Origin of the sequence: Bacillus sp. DB-2 (genome assembly GCF_003315125.1) — a bacterium.
GTDB classification, from domain to species: domain Bacteria; phylum Bacillota; class Bacilli; order Bacillales; family Bacillaceae_G; genus Bacillus_A; species Bacillus_A mycoides.
This window is the reverse complement of sequence record NZ_QNRN01000011.1, coordinates 20,306-39,270: the sequence shown is the minus strand read 5'-3', so window position 1 is coordinate 39,270 and position 18,965 is coordinate 20,306. Positions and strand designations below refer to the sequence as shown.

Genomic DNA, 18,965 nt, shown 5'->3' with positions numbered 1-18,965 from the left:
GGGAGAGAATATCATGTTACAAGCACTAATTTTCGATATGGATGGAACTTTATTTCAAACAGATAAAGTTTTAGAGTTATCACTAGATGATACATTTGATCATTTACGGTCACTACAATTATGGGATACGATAACACCAATTGATAAATATCGTGAAATTATGGGTGTACCTTTACCTAAAGTTTGGGAAGCTTTATTACCTAATCATTCTAATGAAGTAAGGGAACAAACAGATGCATATTTTTTAGAAAGACTAATTGAAAATATAAAGAGCGGAAATGGTGCCTTATATTCGAATGTAAAGGAAGTTTTTAGTTTTATAAAAGAAAATAACTGTTCCATTTACATTGCTAGTAACGGTTTAACGGAATATTTACAGGCAATCGTATCTTATTATGATTTAGACCAATGGGTTACTGAAACGTTTAGTATTGAACAAATTCAATCGCTTAATAAAAGTGACTTAGTAAAAAGTATTTTGAAAAAATATGATATAAAAGAGGCAGCGGTAGTTGGAGATCGTTTATCCGATATTAATGCGGCAAAAGATAATGGTTTAATTGCGATTGGATGTAATTTTGATTTTGCACAAGAAGATGAACTTGCTCATGCTGATTTAGTAATTGATGATTTAATGGAACTGAAGGGGATATTACCAGAATTGAAGAATTCTTACACTACAAATTGAATAAGTGAACAGACAAATGAATGCTCAAAATAATATATTTTAGGGCATTTTTGTTTTGTAATTATTACATAGAAAAGTAGGTGGAAAAATGGATAGTATCAAATATTACTTAGACTTTGAAGGTATATGCAAAAATTCTTTACTTGGCGAGATGTTGAATGTTCCAAAATCTATATGTGGTGGGCTTTTACATCGGATGTATGTTATTGAAACAACAAAAGGAAAGTATGCGATAAAACTTCTAAATCCTCAAATAATGCTTAGACCAAAGGCGATGCAAAACTATATTAATTCAGAGAAAATAGCTACTCGCGTATCTAAAAAGGTACCAGCTCTCCCAGCCAAAGAAATTAAAGGTGATTCTATACAAAAAATAAATGATCAGTTTTATCTCATATTTGATTGGATAGAAGGCGAAAGGCTGAAAGACGATGAAATAAATAATGTCCACTGCGAAAAAATAGGTGAAATCCTTGCGGAAATACATAAAACGGATTTTGGGGAGTTAGATATAACCAATGATGGGTTGGATAATGACCAATTAATCGATTGGAATTATTATTTGCTAAGAGGTAAAGAAGATCAGTTGGAATGGGGTGACTTATTCCTAAAAAACAATGAAATTCTTAAAAAGTGGAACGCAGCAGCAATTGAATCATCCGAAATGCTTTCAAAATCAAAGGTAATAAGTCATAGAGATTTAGATCCTAAAAATGTAATGTGGAATAATAATAAACCAGTGCTTATTGATTGGGAATCAGCAGGTTATATAAATCCAATGCAAGATTTAATTGAAACCGCAATTTACTGGTCAAAAAATGAACAAGATGAACTTGAAAAACAAAGATTCTCCTCTTTTATTAGTGGCTATAAAAATAAATATGGTGAACTACACGCGAACTGGAAAATAGTATTAGCAGCTGGATTTTTAGGAAGGCTAGGATGGCTTGAATATAATTTAAAACGCTCGTTACGAATTGAATGTACAGACGAAGAAGAACAGAAATTAGGAACGATTCAAGTAGTAGAAACAATACATGATATTAATTTCTATGCAGATACAATTCTTAAAGTGGTTAATTGGTTAAATAATGATAAAGAAGAAGTTTGAAATGATTTCGATAGAAAGAGTAGGTAATTATGCTACAAGATATACAAATTAAGAAAATTGAAGATTTACTAAAATATGAGATCAATCATCTTATCGAAGAAAGTACAAAAGAAGGATTTAACTTCTTAATAAAACTAATAAATGAATATGAAAGTAAAAGAAATACATTTAGTAAAACGGGCGAATGTTTATATGGCATTTTTCGAGGTGATACGTTAATTGGAATCGGTGGATTAAATCAAGATCCGTATACGAAAGATAATAAGATTGGCCGATTGAGGAGATTTTATATTTCAAAGGATTATCGGCGCATCGGATTAGGGAAGTTGTTATTAAAGAAACTATTAAGACATGCGGAAAAGTATTTTCACGTTGTTGTTCTACATTCGGATACAAAGCAAGGTGATGAGTTTTATAGCGCAAATGGATTTGTAAAAGGAGAATATTATAAAGGTTCGAGTCACTATATAATATTGTAGAAAGGTTCCATGCTCATTGCGTATGGAACCTTTCTTATGCAATTACATCTTAACATTCATTTGTTTCAATAAACCCTTCGGATTACCTTTTACATAATAAAAATGCGGATTATTTTCATCATCGTAAAGCATAATGTAAGGTTTTTCGTTAAGTGGGAGAAGGATGAGTACTTCATCAATTGTTGTATGTAACCATTGATTTGTAATAGGAACAGGTTTCGATAATGGGATTTTTATCATATGTCCATCTTTCGGAACGACGTTTAAGTTTTTGAACGGGCCAGTAATGGATTTAGCATATTGAACAGCTTCTTTTTGAATAGCTGGATCTAAAGATTGTTTTTGAACGACCATTTCTTTTTTACAATCAAATACTTCAATTTGTTTATTTGTATTTGCGAACGCATTTGTTGATAATAAAAAGAAGAGAAGAGTAATGACTCCTATTTTTTTGAACATGAAACAACACCTCACACTTACTATACCCTCAAACGTTGTAAATATTTTTATGTCACATTGATGTAACAAAGAAGTTGTATGATAAAATTGATATTTGTTTATAAGTAATGGAGGAAATGTAATGAAAGTATTAATCGCAGATGATGAACAAGATATGCTGAAAATTTTAAAAGCGTATTTTGAAAAAGAAGGCTTCGAAGTTTTATTAGCAAAGGATGGAGAGGAAGCACTTCAAATATTTTATGATGAGAAAATTGACTTAGCTATTTTAGACTGGATGATGCCGAAAAGTAGTGGTATTGCTGTCTGTCAGGAAATAAAAAAGAATTCGAGTGTAAAAGTATTAATGCTTACTGCGAAAAGTGAAAGTGAAGATGAATTAGCAGCTCTTCAAAGTGGGGCAGATGAGTATGTGAAAAAACCATTTCACCCAGGAGTGCTAATTACGCGAGCGAAAAAGCTTGTACAGCATGAAGAGGTTATTCAAGTTCAAGATTTAAAAATAGATTTCACCAAAAATAAAGTATATAAAAATGAGAAAGAATTAGACATTACAAAGACAGAATTACAATTAATAAAGTGCTTTTTAAATCATAAAGGCACGATTTTAACGAGGAAAAAGTTGTTAGATATAGTCTGGGGATTTGATTATTTTGGGGAAGAGCGAACGGTTGATACGCATGTAAGAAGATTACGTAAAAAAATAGGAGAAAATATTATAAAGACACATCGCGGTTTAGGATACAGTTTGGAGGAAGAGTGTGAATAAACTCGGTAAAAAGTTATTTTTCAGCATCTCTTTAACAGTCATCCTTATTTTTGCCATCTCTTTATTATTAATTAACTATTTTTTACCAAAATATAATGTGCACAAAACACGCGAAAGCTTAGAAGGCATTACAGCGCAAATCCAGTCAATACCGCGTAAAGAGCTGGATGATGCTATAAATCGTATTGAAAATGAAGGTAATGTTACGATTGCGTATACATCAATAAATAGTTCAGAAGATGCTATTAATGAAGAATTACGCATGCAACTTACAAAAAAGAGAGTTGCATTGAATAAACTTTGGATTACAAAAGAAGAAATTACGAAAGTGAAGAACCTCGGACAATCGAATAAAATATATGATCAAGAAAAGATAAAATCTAGTTTTTTTGCGAAATACATTGCGAAAGATGATATGTTGATTTTAGTAGGAGTTTCTATCGCACATTCCAATGAAGTAATTAACACGCTTAACTCATTTTATTTATACATTTTGGGATTCTCACTATTTCTTATTATCGTGCTCGTCTGGATTTTTTCAAAAACAATCACTACACCACTGAATGAATTGAGTGATGTCGCAGAAGATATTTCACGTCTGAAATTTAAACGGACGAAAGTTAAAACAAATGATGAAATAGGTGATTTAGCAAATAGTATAAACATTATGAGTGATAAATTACATGAAGCACATCAAGATTTAACAGATCGAAATGACCACTTAAAACGATTTATGGGCGATGTAACTCATGAATTAAAAACACCAATCGCATTAGTAAAAGCATATTCTATGGGAATAAAAGACGGTTTAGATGATGGCACATATGTTGATACAATCATTAAACAAACAGATCAAATTTCAAATTTAATTGAAGAGTTATTGCGATTCTCTAAACTAGAAAGAGATATTTTACAAAAAGAAGAATTCCCTATTGAACCACTAGTACAAAGTATAATAGATAAGCATAAGATTGAACTGGAGTCGAAAGAAATCAAGTTGCAAGTGAACTATAGTGTTGGTGACACGATTGTTTATGCTGATTTAAATAAAATGAGAATGGTCTTTCAAAATTTAATTTCTAATGCGATAAAATATACAACGAATCAAAATATAAAAATCATATTAGAAGAGAAAAATGGCATTGTGTATTTTCAAATTCAAAATGGTATTGCTGCTGAGGGCAGTAAAGAGATAGATAAAATTTGGGAGCCTTTTTACGTATTAGAGTCTTCACGTAGCAAAGAAAAATCAGGTACTGGATTAGGATTAGCGATTGTAAAAAGTATATTAGAAAGACATGGTTTTGAATACGGAGTTTCGGTAGAAGATGGAGAAATACAATTTTATATGTATATAGAAAGGAACTAATTGTCATTAGTTCCTTTTCTATTATCTTGAAAGATTCGAATTTTTTACAAATTTCTCAACTTTCTATGAAAAATAAACTGAATTTTCTGCATTTTTATTGTATAGTAAAAGAAGGAATATATGGGGAGGGAAGGGCATGAGGAAAAAGAAATTAGCAATAACACTTTCAGCTATATTATCTTTAACAATTACTTCAGGAGTTTCTAGTATGACTGCACATGCGGAAAATAAGGAAGGGAGCTCTGTAAAAGGGAGTGATATTAAGTTAAATGGTCAAGTCTCAGAAGCTTTAACTCCAAACACAAAAATTGAATTAGAAAATGGGATGACGAAGCCAATCTATTCACTTGATGAGGCCATCGTAGAAAATTTATTTGTAGAGACAGAAGTTGATAGTGATCGAGATGGTAAAAAAGATCGTGTATCAGTAAAGGTTATGCGCCCAAAGACAAATCCAGATGTGAAAGTCCCTGTTATTTATGAAATGAGCCCATATCGATCTGGATTGAAAGATGTTCCTGTTTATAGTGTTGATGAAGAATTGAATGCATATGGAGGAAAACCGTATGGAGCTGTTAATCTTGGTTCATACGGAAATTATTACGTTCCAAGAGGATATGCAGTCATTTTAGGTGAAAGTATCGGAACTGGGAAATCAGATGGATGTCCGACCACTGGAGATGAGCAAGAAATATTAGGGACTAAGTCTGTCATTGATTGGGTAAATGGACGTGCGAAAGCATATACAGAGGATGGTAAGGAAGTAAATGCAAATTGGTCTTCGGGAAATGTAGGAATGACAGGAGTTTCTTATAATGGTACGTTACCGAATGCTGTCGCAACGACAGGAGTGGAAGGGTTAAAAACAATTATTCCAATCGCAGCGATTAGTAGCTGGTATGATTATTATCGTGCAAATGGGGCGGTTATTGCGCCGGGTGGTTATCAAGGAGAAGATACAGATAATATGGCAGAAGCAGTACTGACAAGAAAGAACCCTGAAGTTTGCGGGCAAATTATTAAAGAACTAACAGCTGGACAAGATCGTAAAACAGGCGATTATAACGATTTTTGGGATAAACGTAACTATGTAAAAGATGTTAAGAATGTGAAGGCTAGTGTGTTTGTTGTTCACGGTTTAAATGATTGGAATGTAAAAACGAAGCAGTTCGCACAGTGGTGGGAAGCTCTTGGCAAAAATAATGTTCCTCGTAAAATGTGGTTACATCAAGGTGGACATGGCGGAACATCAAGTAATAACTGGCAACAAACCCAAAATAAATGGTTCGATTATTGGTTATATGGAATTGAAAATGGAATTATGGATGAACCGATGGTAGATGTACAACGTGAAAATAAATCGTGGCAAAAAATAAAAAATTGGCCAGATCCAGCAGCTGTACCATCAAAAGTCCGTATGTATTTAAGTAATAAAGCAGTCAATCTACCATTAAGTATGGGATCAGTAAACAATGTTTTCTCATTAGTAGATGATGCTAAAATAAAGTCAAATCAACTAGTAGAAAACCCTGAGTTAGAAATAGCGAATCGATTAGTATATACAATGCCTATACTGCAAAAAGATATGCGAATAAGTGGTACGCCTAAAATTTCAATAACAGGAAATATTGATCGATCTGTTTCGAATTTAACAGCTTTACTCGTTGATTATGGCGGAGCGAGGCCTGAAATTGTAACGAGAGGTTGGATGGATCCGCAAAACTTAAATAGTATAGAAAATTCAACAGCGATTCAACCTGGTAAAGATTACACATTTACATGGGACATGCAGCCAGATGATTACGTATTTAAAGCAGGGCATCAAATGGGAATCGTTTTAATCGCAAGTGATTACGATTATACAATTAGACCGAAAGCAGGAACGAAGCTAACTGTGAAATTGAGTGAAGTGACATTGCCGATTGTGAAATAAATAGTTTTTGATGAAGAGCTTACTATAGTAAGCTCTTTAAATTTTGAAATAGAAATGTCTACAAGCATAGGGAGTGTATTATGCATTTCTATTGGTAGATATAATAATATTTACAACAAATAAAAAAATTGCATTAATGATTAAAAGGCCACTAAAGGTAAAAGCGGCAAAACCTCCAGCTAATCCATCTCCTACTTTTTCTCCAATTACGTGCATAGTGGCAAAGAAAACAATGGGGGAAGAAAGAATGAAAATACCACTGGCTATTTTCCATATTCGTTTATACTGCTTTGCTATAAAGAAAATCAGTGTATTAAATATGATAAGAAGAAAAACAAATCCAATTAATGAATTCATCATATCCTCCTTTCGGTATAAGTCTGAATTTTGGTTTCTATATGTTCATTTTTAAGGGAATATTATACAATATGATTATATTCTATGGAAAGCGAGTGATATATTATGACAGTCAGCTCTTTCGAATTCTCATTAAAATTTGAGGTACGGAAAGATTAAGTAAATTAGAATCTTCCGTACACATAAAACGGAGGAGAAAATAAATGTTTAGTTATTATAGTACACTTTGTACGGAATTATATGATTTCACAAAACCTGTCGGTTACTCTTTGAATGGTGATATTGAATATTATCAAGATCGTTTAAAAAGTTGTAAAGGGAGAATTCTCGAAGCAGCAGTAGGATCGGGACGTGTCATTATTCCATTTCTTGAATCTGGCTTTAAAGTTGATGGGATAGATTATTCGCCTGAAATGCTAGACTCTTGCCGTATGCGGTGTAAAGAGAGAGGCTTGCATCCTAATTTATATGAAGGAAGCTTACAACAATTTTCACTGCCACATAAATATGAAGCGATAATAATTCCTACTGGATCCTTTTGTTTAATTGAAAATCGTGATGATTCTATAAATGCTCTGAAATGTTTTTATCGACATCTTAATCTAGGCGGGCGTTTAATTGTAGATCTTGCGCTTCCATATGACTGGAAGACGGGTGAGATTCATACATCGACTTTTTCTCTGCCAAGCGGGGACGGAATTACATTAGAAAATAAATCAATTGAAATAGATTGGCTTAACCAAGTAACTGTATCATATTTAAAATATGAAAAATGGAGTAAAGGACAGTTAGTACAAACTGAACTACAACGTTTTGCAATGCGGTGGTATGGAATAGAAGAGTTTAAGCTCCTTTTAGAAAGTATAGGTTTCACTGACATTACTTGCTCTGCTGACTATGTTTATGAAAAGCAACCGTCAAATGCAGAACAAATTATTACTTTTGAAGCTGTACGAAAGGAATAATATAGGAACTATTCATGAAAATAAGGCAATCGACACAACATCGACTGCCTTATTTTCAATTTTAGGATATGTTTTATTTCATTGTTTATAGAGAAAGATCGGAGGAAAACAAATGAAATTCATCTTAATATTTGGCCCGCAAGCAGTCGGGAAAATGACAGTCGGACAAGAATTAGCGAAACTAACAGATTTGAAAATTTTTCATAATCACATGACCATTGATTTAGTAAGTCCGTTTTTTGATTACAGTACAAAGGAAGCAAAAAGATTAGTAAGTTTGTTTCGTAATGAAATATTTGAAGAAGTGTCTAAAAGTGATTTATACGGAATGATTTTTACATATGTATGGGCATTTGACATTCAATCGGATTGGGAGTACATAAACCATGTAGTAAGTATTTTTGAATCAAAAGGCGCAGCAGTATATTTTGTAGAGCTCGAGGCAGAATTAGATGAAAGATTAGAGCGAAATAAAAGTCCACATAGACTAGAGCATAAACCGAAAAAAAGAGACATTGAATGGTCTGAAAAAAATTTAAAAGAAACGATGAAAAAACATAGATTAAATTCATTTCATGATGAAATTGAAAAAAAAGAGTACATAAAAATTAATAATACTCATTTGAATGCTAAAGAAGTAGCTGTAATGATTAAGGGAAAATTCCGATTGTAAAATACTTAAATGCTGTTACGTTTTCATTGTCCAAGCATTCTCCTACTAACTACATATACTATTTATGTTAAAGTCAGTCACTATTTTAAATGGGCTGTTATTTTACTATAAATGACACTTTAGAGAAGTGGGAGGAATAAACTTGGAAAACGAAGAACAAGGAAGAATTGAAAATCAAGTGTATTCAAATCGAGTAGTGAGATCAGAATTTGATGAGAATTGGGAAACTTGTATTTCAAAAAGTGGTTATGTAATCTATGTAGCTACAAGTGATCATGCTGAAGTAATAGTTTTACTTTCAGATGGTTCAAGTAAATTATTAATCTTCGAAAAAGGTGGTAAAGTAGTAGTAGGTGGCGGTGGAACGAGTCATTACAGCAAACCGCATATTGCAAGAAACATTTAATGTAAAAATGATAATCGAGAAGACGCTGGTAACCTTATAGTCTTTAATTTGTATATGGAGATACGTATCCTGAAGTGAGTTTTTGTTTTAGATTCTGGCGTTTTTTGTAACAAAAATAAGATGGAAAAGATCTTTAACGTATAAAGGTCTTTTTTGTTTTATTCACAAATAAAATTAATAGAGGTGAGCTATTAATGAAAAATATTGGAACAACCTATGTTCTTTCGGGAGTTCTCCTATTTGGCCTTACATATATAACTTCCGCAATTTACGCGGGTTCATTAGAAATTTGGGATAGACTAAGCGGGAAATTCTTTACTGCATTTTATGAAATTCATGGTACAACTTTATCTATAATTTCAATTTGTCTTATAATAGTGGGGATATACTGTATACATAAAAAAGTGTAGTGAAAAACAATCAGCCTTTCAGGTACTATACATGAAAGGCTGATTGTTTTTCTGTGTTGAAGGAGTCTTTTAGAAGAATTGTAGTTTTTAGATTGATAGTTAAAACTGTAACTGCTTATGTATAATTAATATTATTTCGTCAAATGAATGTCACATAAAAGTCTTATAGTGTATATAGAAAGTGAAACATATACAAAGCAGGAGATGAAATGATGAAAAAGGCACTACAATATATATTCATATTATTTACGTTAGTTACTTTAAGTTATGTAATTTATATTAACTATGAAAAGCAGAAAGAGATTAAAAATAATAAGCAAGTAATTAGTGAAGTTGCAAAGAGGTATGATATTCCAGATTGGATACCATTATCAATTGCGGATCATGAAACAAAATTTAACCGAAAAGCAATAGGAGATAACGGAACATCTTTTGGATTATTCCAATTACATCGTGGTGGATTAGCACCAGTGCAATTATCGGAAGAGAGTTTAGTGGATTCGCGTATAAATACAACGATAGCAATTTCAAGTATGGTCAAATCGTATGAACGTGGTGTGAAAAAAGGATTGCAGGATTGGGAGTTGCTTAAATATGTTGCTAATACATCAGGGTGGCCAGGAAACTTAGGGGGAGAATGGACAGATAATAATACGAAATATAATAAAGGGCTAGAACAATCATATCAATTATATAAAAAAGAGAAGTAGATATAAAAAGGCATTTTCAATTTGGGGAAATGTCTTTTTTATGTTATAGTATAAAAGTGTTTGGGCGTTATGTTATTTCGATATATCTTCAAATTTGTTATGTAGTATTTTTATATTAAATAACTACTAAAATCATTTTTTTATATAAGGAGTAAGAAGTAGGAATATGAAAAATATAGATTTTATACTAGAAAGTGATGAAACATTAAAACCGTCAGAACGATTAGTACTATTATTATTAGAGAAGCATAGAATGTTATATACGAACGATCTATTAGCTCTTTCAAATTTATCATATAAAACATTAACAGATTCACTAACAGCACTCGTTTTAAAGTCTTATGTTTTAAAGGATACAGGTAAGGGAAGAAGGCAGAATTGTTATAGATTAGTATGATAAGAGTACTGCTATAGATTCTTGCTATATACGTATTTTTCAAATGTAAGGATAAATTCCATTTTTATTTTCAAATGATAAAAAACTATTAATTTAAGTAAATAGCCGGTTTTGATATGTAAAGAGTTCATGGCTGCTAAATATATAATTTCATTTCATTTTTAATAATGTTTATTAGTTGTAAGTGAAAACGATATTTTTTTAAAACGATTATAAAAATGAAACTAAAAAACAATCCACTCATTAGAGTCGGTTGTTTTTTTATTAGGATAACGAATTATAAAAATAATATTATTATGTAAACTTAATTATTTAGAAAGGAACATGTGATTATTAATGGAATTTATTAAGGGGTACTTAATATTTCTATACATGGAGGTTCATTATGGAACAAATCATATCAATATCACAAGCAGTCATAAGCGGGGAAAAAGAAAAGGTAGTAGAAATCATTAATACGGATCCAAGTTTTGTTAACTCATTTAGTGAAGATGGATGGACACCGCTTCACTTAGCTGCTTATTTTGGACAGAAAGAAATTGCAAGTTTCCTTTTAGAACAGGGAGCAGAAATACATATTAGAGCAAAAAACGAAAATGAAAATACACCTCTTCAAGCAGCAATTGCGAATAAGCAAAGCGAGCTTGTAGCTTTCTTAATTGAAAAGGGATCAGATGTGAATGCTGTGCAAAGTGGTGGCTGGACAGGACTTCATGAAGCAGCGTTATTAGGAAATGAAGAAATCATTATATTACTTCTTGAAAATGGTGCTAATAAAATGATTAAGAAAAATGATGGGAAAACCGCATATGATATTGCTTTAGAAAAAGAGCATGAATCCCTATTACATCATTTGCAAGAGGAAGTGAGCTTATGATTAGCCAATGGAATGTAGGGGTTTTTCTTTTTAATGAAGTGGAAGTGTTAGATTTTGCGGGTCCATTTGAAGTTTTTTCCGTTACAGCAACAAGTGAAGGTCAACCATTTACAGTTCATACTGTTAGTCAAGATGGAGAAATGATTACAGCGAGAAATGGATTAAAGGTACAACCGGACTATAGTATCGAAAACTTGCCTCCAGTTGATATTTTAATTATTCCTGGTGGGTTAGGTGTTAGAGAAAACGAAATGAAAAATGAAATAATAACAAATTGGATCCGCGAGCAAATGAAAGAAGTAAAGTTAATGACTTCTGTTTGTACCGGTGCGCTTTTACTTGCGAAAGTTGGATTACTCGATGGCTTCAAAGCGACAACACATTGGGCAAGTATTGAAAGTTTTAGAAATGATTTTCCGAATGTGGAAGTATTAGAGAATGTAAAGTTTGTAGATGAGGGGCATATTATTACGTCTGGTGGAATTTCAGCCGGAATTAATATGTCATTTCATATTGTGAAAAATTTGTTGGGTGCTGAGGTTGCTGAAGAAACAGCGAAGAGAATGGAATATGATATTGATTTACAATATTAAAAATAAAACAAGATGAGCAGTTGGATATTTCCAGCTGCTCGTCTTGTTTTATATTGACTGAATATGCGCTAATTCCTCATCTGTAAGAATCGGGCGGATAGACGAGTCTGCATTTTCTTTCGCTTGTTTTTCTGTTTTTGCGCCAGGAATTGCGACCGATATCGCTGGATGAGTGAGGACATAACGAAGTGCAAGTTGCCCTAAGGTTTGATTTTCATTTGAGAGTAATCGTAGTTTCTCTACTTTTTGTAAATCATCTTGAAACCACTTTTCTTTTGGCCATTCTTGGCGTAAATCTCCGTCAAGAAAAGTTGTTTTATTTGTAAACTTTCCAGTTAATATCCCCATTTTTAAAGGGCCGCGTATAACAGCTCCTAAATTGTTCTCCTGTAGGTAGGGCAGTATGTCGTTTTCTGGTTTTCGGTTTAATATGTTGTAATCAAGTTGCACAACATCAATTTCATCATTTTTATTGAAGTGTTTTATATATTGTATGTCGTGAGTTGAAACACCAACAGCTCTTACTTTTCCGTCCCGTTTTAATATTTCAAATGCTCGTAAAAATGCTTCTGTTTCTTCTTGTTTATCCCACCAAATGTGACAGAAATAAACATCAATATAATCTGTTTCTAGGCGTAGTAAGCTAGTTTCAAATACTGCGATCACTTTTTCGGCAGTATTATAAACAGGCTCTCCACTTGGATCATAGTGATGCCCAATTAAACCGCCTTTCGTTGATAAAACGATATTATTACGGTGCTCTCTTATCGCTTGAGTTACTAACCTTTCACTATGTCCTAATCCGTATACATCAGCAGTATCAATAAAGTTTACGCCGCATTCAATGGCTTTCTTCATAGCGGTTATAGATTGTGTGTCGTTAACAGGACCCCATTCATCGCCGCCAATCGCCCACGCTCCAAAGCCAATTTCAGAAACAGTAATTCCAGTTTTACCTAATGTACGGTAGTGCATCATTTTCCCTCCTTGTAAGCATGTTATAACATCGGTATGCAAAACTAGAATTTATATGTGTAAAAATATTTTCTACAATTGGGGAAAAAGAATAACATAAACTACTATTTTATAGCAGCATAAATAAAAATTCTCATTTTAAATACAGAGATGTCGTCGAACGCTATCTCTAATTGGTTAATTTGTGAGATTTTTTTGTGAAGGAGGTTATTTTATAAGAATAGAATTTAAGTTAGTAAGAGATCGTGCCTATGGTAGTGAGAAAATATGGGTTAGGGGGATTTGAAAATGAGGAAACTCAAAAGAGTCAATGTTCCTAATATACCAGAGCAACTATCACAGCCTAACGACAAGCGAACTATAAATAAGAAGAAGTTAAGGCGTTTTATTTTCATGTTCATTTTTATTGCTGCGACTACTTTGTACGTTCAATATATTTTAACGAAACAACAAGAAGTAATTAATGGCAAAAAAAATACTATAACAAATCAAAAGAAACAATTAGTTTCTTTAAAGAAAGATCAAGGTTCTTTAAAGACTAACATTGAGAATTTAACCGATAATGAAGAAGAGATTTTAAAGTTTGCTAGAAAAGAGTATCAATTTTCTAAGTCAAACGAAACAATATTCGTATTGCCAAAGTGAAGTGGTGGAACAGTTAGCGATAGCTAACTGTTTTTTGATGTATGAGGGAAAAGTTGTTTGTAGTGTGAATGTCATGGTACAAGGAGCAATGACATATTGTAAAAATGAGAAGTTTGAGCCAATTTTAATTGTTTCAAGAGATTTTCATAATTATGGAATATATGTCAAAATAAATATTGTTAAAATTCTGTCAATTGTATATAATACAAGGTAAGCGGATACATTTTTTAATCAACGTTGAGTTAACAGCTTATACGTCTGTTAAGAAAACCGTTATCCTCGTATAAGAAAGGAAGATAGCTGTGTACGCTTCAAATACAATTTACGTCGTAGGGGATGCGAAAGCACCTCAAAATAATCCCATTACCGAAAAGTTCAAAAGTTATTTTGTAGCATTTGTACTTGAGAAGGATACAGGGGAAATTGTAGATGCAGATTGCTCAGCCACAATTGCATTAACATCTCAATTTGTTAAATATTTGTTTCTACATAAAAATATTAATGACCCAGCATTAGTAACAGAAATAAAAAATCGATACTTCGGTTCGTCTCAAAAGGCGCTACTTGTAGCGCTAAAGGATGCACAGAAAAAATATAATCAGATCGCTGCTTTGTCTACACATTCATAGACAAAATCCAGCCGTAAGAATCTTCTTATGGCTGGATTTTTTTGTTTCGCATTAACGGAAAAGCCACCCGGGGATTAAAGTATCACTCTATAAACAATGAAAGGATGAACAAAATGAAAATTACCGATGTGAAGGTAAACCGCCGACATGTAAAGCTTCATACACCGTTTAAAACTGCGCTTCGCACTGTAACGGAAATCGAAAGTATAGATGTGTTTATTCATACAGATGAAGGGATTGTTGGAAAAGGAGCTGCTGCAGCAACACCGGTTATTACAGGTGATTTTACCAACGGGATTGAGGAAGCAATATTAGGGCCAATTCGCTCCGTATTAGTTGATAAAGATGTGCTACAATTTCAAACGTTATTGTTACACATTCAAATGAGCTGTATAGGAAATACAAGTGCGAAAGCGGCGGTAGATATGGCTTTATACGATGTATATTGTCGATTTCACAACATACCGTTATATGCATTATTAGGTGGGAAGAAAGAGATTTATACTGATATTACAGTAAGTGTGGATGAGCCTTTATTAATGGCAAAAGAAGCGAAAAAGCATATCGAAAAGGGATTCCAAACATTAAAAATTAAGGTGGGTAAAGAGGCACATTTAGATTTAGAACGCATAGAGGCAATTCGAAATGTAGTACCAAAGAATACGACGTTACGTTTAGATGCAAATCAAGGATGGAATCCAAAAGAAGCGGTTTCTATTATTAGAGAAATGGAGAATAGAAATTTAAATATAGAATTTGTAGAACAACCAGTTCATGCGAAAGATTGGGAAGGATTAAAGTACGTGAAGGACAATGTACAAACGCCTATTATGGCAGATGAAAGTATGTTTTCGGCAAGCGACGCATTAAAGATTGTCCAAGGAGGATATGCAGACCTACTTAATATTAAATTAATGAAATGCGGCGGCATACGAGAAGCCTGGAAAATTGCAGATATTGCGGAAGCAGCAGGTGTGAAATGTATGGTTGGAAGTATGATGGAATCTTCACTTTCAGTTAGTGCTGTTGCCCATTTAGCTGCGGCACATCCGAACATTCATTACTTTGATCTTGATGCACCGTTATGGTTAATGGAAGACCCGGAAGGAATGACTTACAATGGTCCAAAGGTAAACCTGCATTCTGTAGTGAATATACAATCTTAGAAGTAGTACCTAGTAAACTATCTTTTAAGGGGGATATATATGAAAAAAGTAGGAACTGCATTTTTGACAACCTTATTTATATTTTCATCGTTTACATCGGCAAATGCTGAAGATAAGAAGGATAATAAAGCATTTATAGATGTATCTGCTGCAACGTTATGGACTGCACCTGACTCATTACGCCCAATTGATGCACCGAGCGCAACAAATCCAGTTGATTTATGGAAGTGGACGAAATCAATGACGCTAGATGAGAAGCTTTGGTTAACGAGTGCAAATAAATTAGAAACGCAAGCGCTACTCGGTCAAGAAGTAACAGTAATTGATAAAAAAGGTGATTGGGTAAAAGTACTAGTGCACGGACAGCCAACGCCGCGAAATGAAGAAGGGTATCCAGGGTGGATGCCTGAAAAACAATTAACGTATAATCAAGAATTTGTAGATAAAACAAACGAACCTTTCGTATTAATAACGAAACCGACAGCAATTGTATATATTAACCCTTCTGAAAAACATAAATCGCTTGAAGTCAGCTATAATACGCGATTACCGCTACTAAGTGAAGATACGATTTCATACCGCGTATTATTGCCAAATGGTCAGAAGGCGTGGCTACGGAAAAATGATGGAACTGTTTACCATTCTCAAAATGATATTCCGACTCCAACCGCTGATGACTTAATAAACACCGGAAAAATGTTTTTAGGATTACCGTATATATGGGCTGGTACAAGTGGTTTTGGATTTGATTGCTCTGGATTTACACATACGATTTATAAATCACATGGCATTACAATACCGAGGGATTCTGGGCCACAATCAAAAGCAGGAATTGCGGTTGATAAAGAAAACCTACAAAAGGGCGATTTAATATTCTTTGCACATAATCAAGGAAAAGGTAGTGTTCATCACGTTGCCATGTATATTGGTGATGGAAATATGATTCACTCACCAAGAGCTGAAAGATCGGTAGAAATTATACCGCTAAATACACCAGGATATATAGAAGAATACGCTGGTGCTCGTCGTTACTTACCTTAAAAAAGATAGGGGGGCTTTATATGAAGAAGGTTGTTCGCTACTCATTAGTTAGTACTCTACTTGTATCTTCATTTTTAGTAGGCTGTGCTAAAGAAAAAACAGCTACAAAGCCGAAAGATGAGAAGAAAGTATTGCAACTATTAGAAACGGGTGAAATTCCGTCACTAAATTCCGGAAAAGTAACAGACGCCGTATCGTTTAATGTTTTAAACAATGTAATGGAAGGGTTATTCCGTTTATCGAAAAATGATGAAGTGATCCAGGCTGGAGCACAAAAATATGAAGTGAGTAAAGACGGAAAGACTTATACATTCCACTTGCGTGATGCGAAATGGTCTAACGGCGATCCAGTAACAGCTCATGATTACGTATATGCTTGGAAGCAACTTATAAATCCAGATACAGCCTCTCAATATGCATATATCGCGTACGATGTGAAAAATGCGGAGAAGATAAATAAGAAACAATTAGGCTTAGAAGAATTAGGTGTGAAAGCAAAAGATGATAAAACGTTCGTTGTAGAGCTGGAACATCCTGTACCGTATTTTACGAAACTACTCATTTTACCATCTTTCTATCCAATTAATGAAAAATATGCGAAGGAGCAAGGTGATAAATACGGGTTAGAGGCAAATAAAGCGATATATAATGGGCCATTTACATTATCAGAGTGGAAGCACGAAGCGAGCTTTACAATGAAGAAAAACGATAAATATTGGGATAAAAAAGAAGTGAAATTAGATGAAGTAAACTACCAAATTGTTAAAGAAATTTCAACTTCGGTAAATTTATATGAAACAGATAAAGTAGATAGAGCTGTCATTTCAACAGAATTCGTAGATAAATATAAAAACAATAAAGAGCTAAAACAATATACAGATCCGGTTATGTACTTCTTCCGTTTTAATGAAAGTGTACCGATTCTTAAAAATAAAAATGCAAGGCTTGCGCTAAGTACAGTGTTTGATAAGAAAGGGCTTGCGACTTCATTTTTAAATGATGGATCAGTTGCTGCGAATTATTACGTACCAAAAGGATTTTTAAAAGGACCAGATAAGAAAGACTTTAGAAGTACGGTAGGTGAGTTTAATAAGACTGATGTAAAACAAGCGAAAGAATATTGGGAAAAGGCGAAGCAAGAGACGGGCACAAATGAAGTGACGTTAGAGCTATTAAACTATGACTTAGAGAACTTTAAAAAAGTAGGAGAATATATTAAAGAACAGCTTGAGAAAAACTTACCAGGGCTAAAAGTTAATGTGAAATTACAACCACATACGCAAAAACTAGCGTTAGAGAAGAAAAAAGAATACGAAATGTCGTTATCACGTTGGTTACCTGATTATCCAGATCCAATGACATACTTAGAAGTTTTCCTTTCGGGAAGTACCGTAAATAATACAGGATATGCAAATCCAGAGTATGACGCGTTAATTAAGAAGATTAAAACTGAATTAGGTAATGATGAAAAGGCTCGCTGGAAAGCAATGCAAGATGCTGAAAAAGTACTTCTTGATGATGCAGTAATTGCACCGGTATTCCAGCGCGGATTATCTTACTTACAAAAACCGTACGTAAAAGATTTATATGTTCACCAATTTGGTCCAGCAACTAGCTTGAAATGGGCGGACGTACAAAAGTAAAGAAAGAGGAAAAACAGACTTCACGTATGTGATAGTCTGTTTTTCCTTAGTTAAAGCCGATGATAGTTCATGGTATAATTTACTAGTCTATAAACAGTATTAGGAGGGGCACTATGTCTGTATTTGTAAAGGGGAAAGTAATACATACGAAAAGATTGGTGATGAGAAAACCGAATATAGAAGATGTTGATCAATTTTATAACATATTGAAAAAAGAAGCGGTTGGTCAATGGCTTGCTAAATCAAGAGGTATGTCAATAGATGAAACTAAAGATTATATGAGTCAACTTATATTGCATTGGGAACAGTATGATTTTGGTGTATGGCTGTTATTCAAAAATGAAACAGGCCAGTTATTAGGACATTGTGGTTTAAGAAAGGTAAATGAAACAGGTGAAACAGAAATTATGTATCTCCTTGATCCAGAGTATTGGAGGAATGGATATGCGTCAGAAGCAGCAGAGGCTTCCATTCAATATGCAACAGAAACGATGAATTTAAAAAGAATAATTGCTAGGGTTAAAGTAGCTAATGAGAATTCGAAAAAACTTTTACGAAAGCTAGGCTTTACATATACTCAAGATGTTGATCATAGTGGGCGTTTATTATCATATTTTGAACTCAATACATCATCTGATGGATTATAGACATTTTACGTGTTTTTTCACTG

24 protein-coding genes are annotated in these 18,965 nt (G+C 33.4%); 21 read left to right on the top strand and 3 right to left on the bottom strand.

All coding sequences use genetic code 11. The features are described from left to right. Nucleotides 1–13 precede the first annotated feature (13 nt). The 3 genes from DET63_RS18900 (at nucleotide 14) to DET63_RS18890 (ending at nucleotide 2,278) form a co-directional block, all read left to right on the top strand. A complete protein-coding gene (locus DET63_RS18900) occupies nucleotides 14–688 on the top strand; it encodes an HAD family hydrolase (protein WP_113937494.1) in 675 nt (224 codons plus the stop codon). Between the two features lie 88 nt (nucleotides 689–776). Further along, nucleotides 777–1,799 carry a phosphotransferase gene (locus DET63_RS18895; RefSeq protein ID WP_113937493.1) on the top strand — a complete coding sequence of 341 codons (1,023 nt, stop codon included), beginning with the start codon at nucleotides 777–779 and terminating at the stop codon, nucleotides 1,797–1,799. 29 nt (nucleotides 1,800–1,828) lie between these two features. Next, nucleotides 1,829–2,278: a GNAT family N-acetyltransferase gene (locus tag DET63_RS18890; protein WP_113937492.1), complete on the top strand. Its 450-nt coding sequence runs from the start codon at nucleotides 1,829–1,831 to the stop codon at nucleotides 2,276–2,278. A 42-nt stretch (nucleotides 2,279–2,320) separates the two neighbouring features. Here the strand turns inward: DET63_RS18890 and DET63_RS18885 are convergent, their stop codons facing one another. Then, nucleotides 2,321–2,737: a hypothetical protein gene (locus DET63_RS18885; protein ID WP_113937491.1), complete on the bottom strand. Its 417-nt coding sequence runs from the start codon at nucleotides 2,735–2,737 to the stop codon at nucleotides 2,321–2,323. Between the two features lie 121 nt (nucleotides 2,738–2,858). Here DET63_RS18885 and DET63_RS18880 point away from each other — a divergent pair, with 121 nt between their 5' ends. The 3 genes from DET63_RS18880 to DET63_RS18870 all read left to right on the top strand — a co-directional run bounded on the left by DET63_RS18880 (nucleotide 2,859) and on the right by DET63_RS18870 (nucleotide 6,808). Next, nucleotides 2,859–3,506, top strand: coding sequence for a response regulator transcription factor (locus tag DET63_RS18880; RefSeq protein WP_113937490.1), 648 nt, complete (start codon nucleotides 2,859–2,861; stop codon nucleotides 3,504–3,506). Then, complete coding sequence (locus DET63_RS18875) at nucleotides 3,499–4,875, top strand: sensor histidine kinase (protein WP_113937489.1); 1,377 nt, start codon at nucleotides 3,499–3,501, stop codon at nucleotides 4,873–4,875. Before DET63_RS18880 ends, DET63_RS18875 begins: the two co-directional genes overlap by 8 nt. A 136-nt stretch (nucleotides 4,876–5,011) precedes the next feature. After that, on the top strand, nucleotides 5,012–6,808 hold the full coding sequence (locus DET63_RS18870) for a Xaa-Pro dipeptidyl-peptidase (RefSeq protein WP_113937488.1): 1,797 nt from the start codon (nucleotides 5,012–5,014) through the stop codon (nucleotides 6,806–6,808). A gap of 78 nt (nucleotides 6,809–6,886) precedes the next feature. On the opposite strand, the gene DET63_RS18865 is transcribed toward DET63_RS18870, so the two are convergent. Beyond that, nucleotides 6,887–7,165, bottom strand: a complete 279-nt coding sequence (locus tag DET63_RS18865) for a hypothetical protein (protein ID WP_113937487.1) — start codon at nucleotides 7,163–7,165, stop codon at nucleotides 6,887–6,889. A 203-nt stretch (nucleotides 7,166–7,368) separates the two neighbouring features. Between DET63_RS18865 and DET63_RS18860 the strand changes: the two genes are divergently transcribed. The 8 genes from DET63_RS18860 to DET63_RS18825 all read left to right on the top strand — a co-directional run bounded on the left by DET63_RS18860 (nucleotide 7,369) and on the right by DET63_RS18825 (nucleotide 12,196). Then, nucleotides 7,369–8,130: a class I SAM-dependent methyltransferase gene (locus tag DET63_RS18860; RefSeq protein ID WP_113937486.1), complete on the top strand. Its 762-nt coding sequence runs from the start codon at nucleotides 7,369–7,371 to the stop codon at nucleotides 8,128–8,130. A gap of 112 nt (nucleotides 8,131–8,242) precedes the next feature. Beyond that, nucleotides 8,243–8,803, top strand: a complete 561-nt coding sequence (locus DET63_RS18855; protein ID WP_113937485.1) for an AAA family ATPase — start codon at nucleotides 8,243–8,245, stop codon at nucleotides 8,801–8,803. 142 nt (nucleotides 8,804–8,945) lie between these two features. Beyond that, complete coding sequence (locus DET63_RS18850) at nucleotides 8,946–9,209, top strand: hypothetical protein (protein WP_002142115.1); 264 nt, start codon at nucleotides 8,946–8,948, stop codon at nucleotides 9,207–9,209. Between the two features lie 194 nt (nucleotides 9,210–9,403). Beyond that, nucleotides 9,404–9,619 (top strand): hypothetical protein, encoded by a 216-nt coding sequence (locus DET63_RS30965; RefSeq protein WP_113937484.1) that lies wholly within the window; start codon nucleotides 9,404–9,406, stop codon nucleotides 9,617–9,619. Between the two features lie 209 nt (nucleotides 9,620–9,828). Beyond that, entirely contained in the window at nucleotides 9,829–10,329 is a 501-nt protein-coding gene (locus DET63_RS18840; protein WP_113937483.1) for a transglycosylase SLT domain-containing protein, read from the top strand. A gap of 166 nt (nucleotides 10,330–10,495) precedes the next feature. Beyond that, nucleotides 10,496–10,726 carry a hypothetical protein gene (locus tag DET63_RS18835; RefSeq protein ID WP_000789035.1) on the top strand — a complete coding sequence of 77 codons (231 nt, stop codon included), beginning with the start codon at nucleotides 10,496–10,498 and terminating at the stop codon, nucleotides 10,724–10,726. Between the two features lie 385 nt (nucleotides 10,727–11,111). Then, nucleotides 11,112–11,603 (top strand): ankyrin repeat domain-containing protein, encoded by a 492-nt coding sequence (locus DET63_RS18830; RefSeq protein WP_113937482.1) that lies wholly within the window; start codon nucleotides 11,112–11,114, stop codon nucleotides 11,601–11,603. Continuing rightward, complete coding sequence (locus DET63_RS18825; protein ID WP_113937481.1) at nucleotides 11,600–12,196, top strand: DJ-1/PfpI family protein; 597 nt, start codon at nucleotides 11,600–11,602, stop codon at nucleotides 12,194–12,196. Before DET63_RS18830 ends, DET63_RS18825 begins: the two co-directional genes overlap by 4 nt. Nucleotides 12,197–12,244: 48 nt before the next feature. Here DET63_RS18825 and DET63_RS18820 read toward each other — a convergent pair whose 3' ends face one another. After that, a complete protein-coding gene (locus tag DET63_RS18820; RefSeq protein WP_113937480.1) occupies nucleotides 12,245–13,171 on the bottom strand; it encodes an aldo/keto reductase in 927 nt (308 codons plus the stop codon). 288 nt (nucleotides 13,172–13,459) lie between these two features. Between DET63_RS18820 and DET63_RS18815 the strand changes: the two genes are divergently transcribed. From DET63_RS18815 to DET63_RS18785, 7 genes are all read left to right on the top strand, one after another. Continuing rightward, nucleotides 13,460–13,816 (top strand): FtsB family cell division protein, encoded by a 357-nt coding sequence (locus DET63_RS18815; protein WP_002085024.1) that lies wholly within the window; start codon nucleotides 13,460–13,462, stop codon nucleotides 13,814–13,816. Beyond that, a complete protein-coding gene (locus DET63_RS18810; RefSeq protein WP_113937479.1) occupies nucleotides 13,755–14,030 on the top strand; it encodes a hypothetical protein in 276 nt (91 codons plus the stop codon). Before DET63_RS18815 ends, DET63_RS18810 begins: the two co-directional genes overlap by 62 nt. Before the next feature lie 88 nt (nucleotides 14,031–14,118). Then, nucleotides 14,119–14,445 carry a DUF3870 domain-containing protein gene (locus tag DET63_RS18805; RefSeq protein ID WP_002012954.1) on the top strand — a complete coding sequence of 109 codons (327 nt, stop codon included), beginning with the start codon at nucleotides 14,119–14,121 and terminating at the stop codon, nucleotides 14,443–14,445. A gap of 104 nt (nucleotides 14,446–14,549) precedes the next feature. Further along, a complete protein-coding gene (locus DET63_RS18800; protein WP_181777938.1) occupies nucleotides 14,550–15,611 on the top strand; it encodes a dipeptide epimerase in 1,062 nt (353 codons plus the stop codon). 39 nt (nucleotides 15,612–15,650) lie between these two features. Next, nucleotides 15,651–16,652, top strand: a complete 1,002-nt coding sequence (locus DET63_RS18795; RefSeq protein ID WP_113937477.1) for a C40 family peptidase — start codon at nucleotides 15,651–15,653, stop codon at nucleotides 16,650–16,652. A gap of 20 nt (nucleotides 16,653–16,672) precedes the next feature. After that, complete coding sequence (locus DET63_RS18790) at nucleotides 16,673–18,295, top strand: peptide ABC transporter substrate-binding protein (RefSeq protein WP_113937476.1); 1,623 nt, start codon at nucleotides 16,673–16,675, stop codon at nucleotides 18,293–18,295. A gap of 113 nt (nucleotides 18,296–18,408) precedes the next feature. Beyond that, complete coding sequence (locus DET63_RS18785; RefSeq protein ID WP_002136774.1) at nucleotides 18,409–18,942, top strand: GNAT family N-acetyltransferase; 534 nt, start codon at nucleotides 18,409–18,411, stop codon at nucleotides 18,940–18,942. The last annotated feature ends 23 nt before the right edge of the window (nucleotides 18,943–18,965 follow it).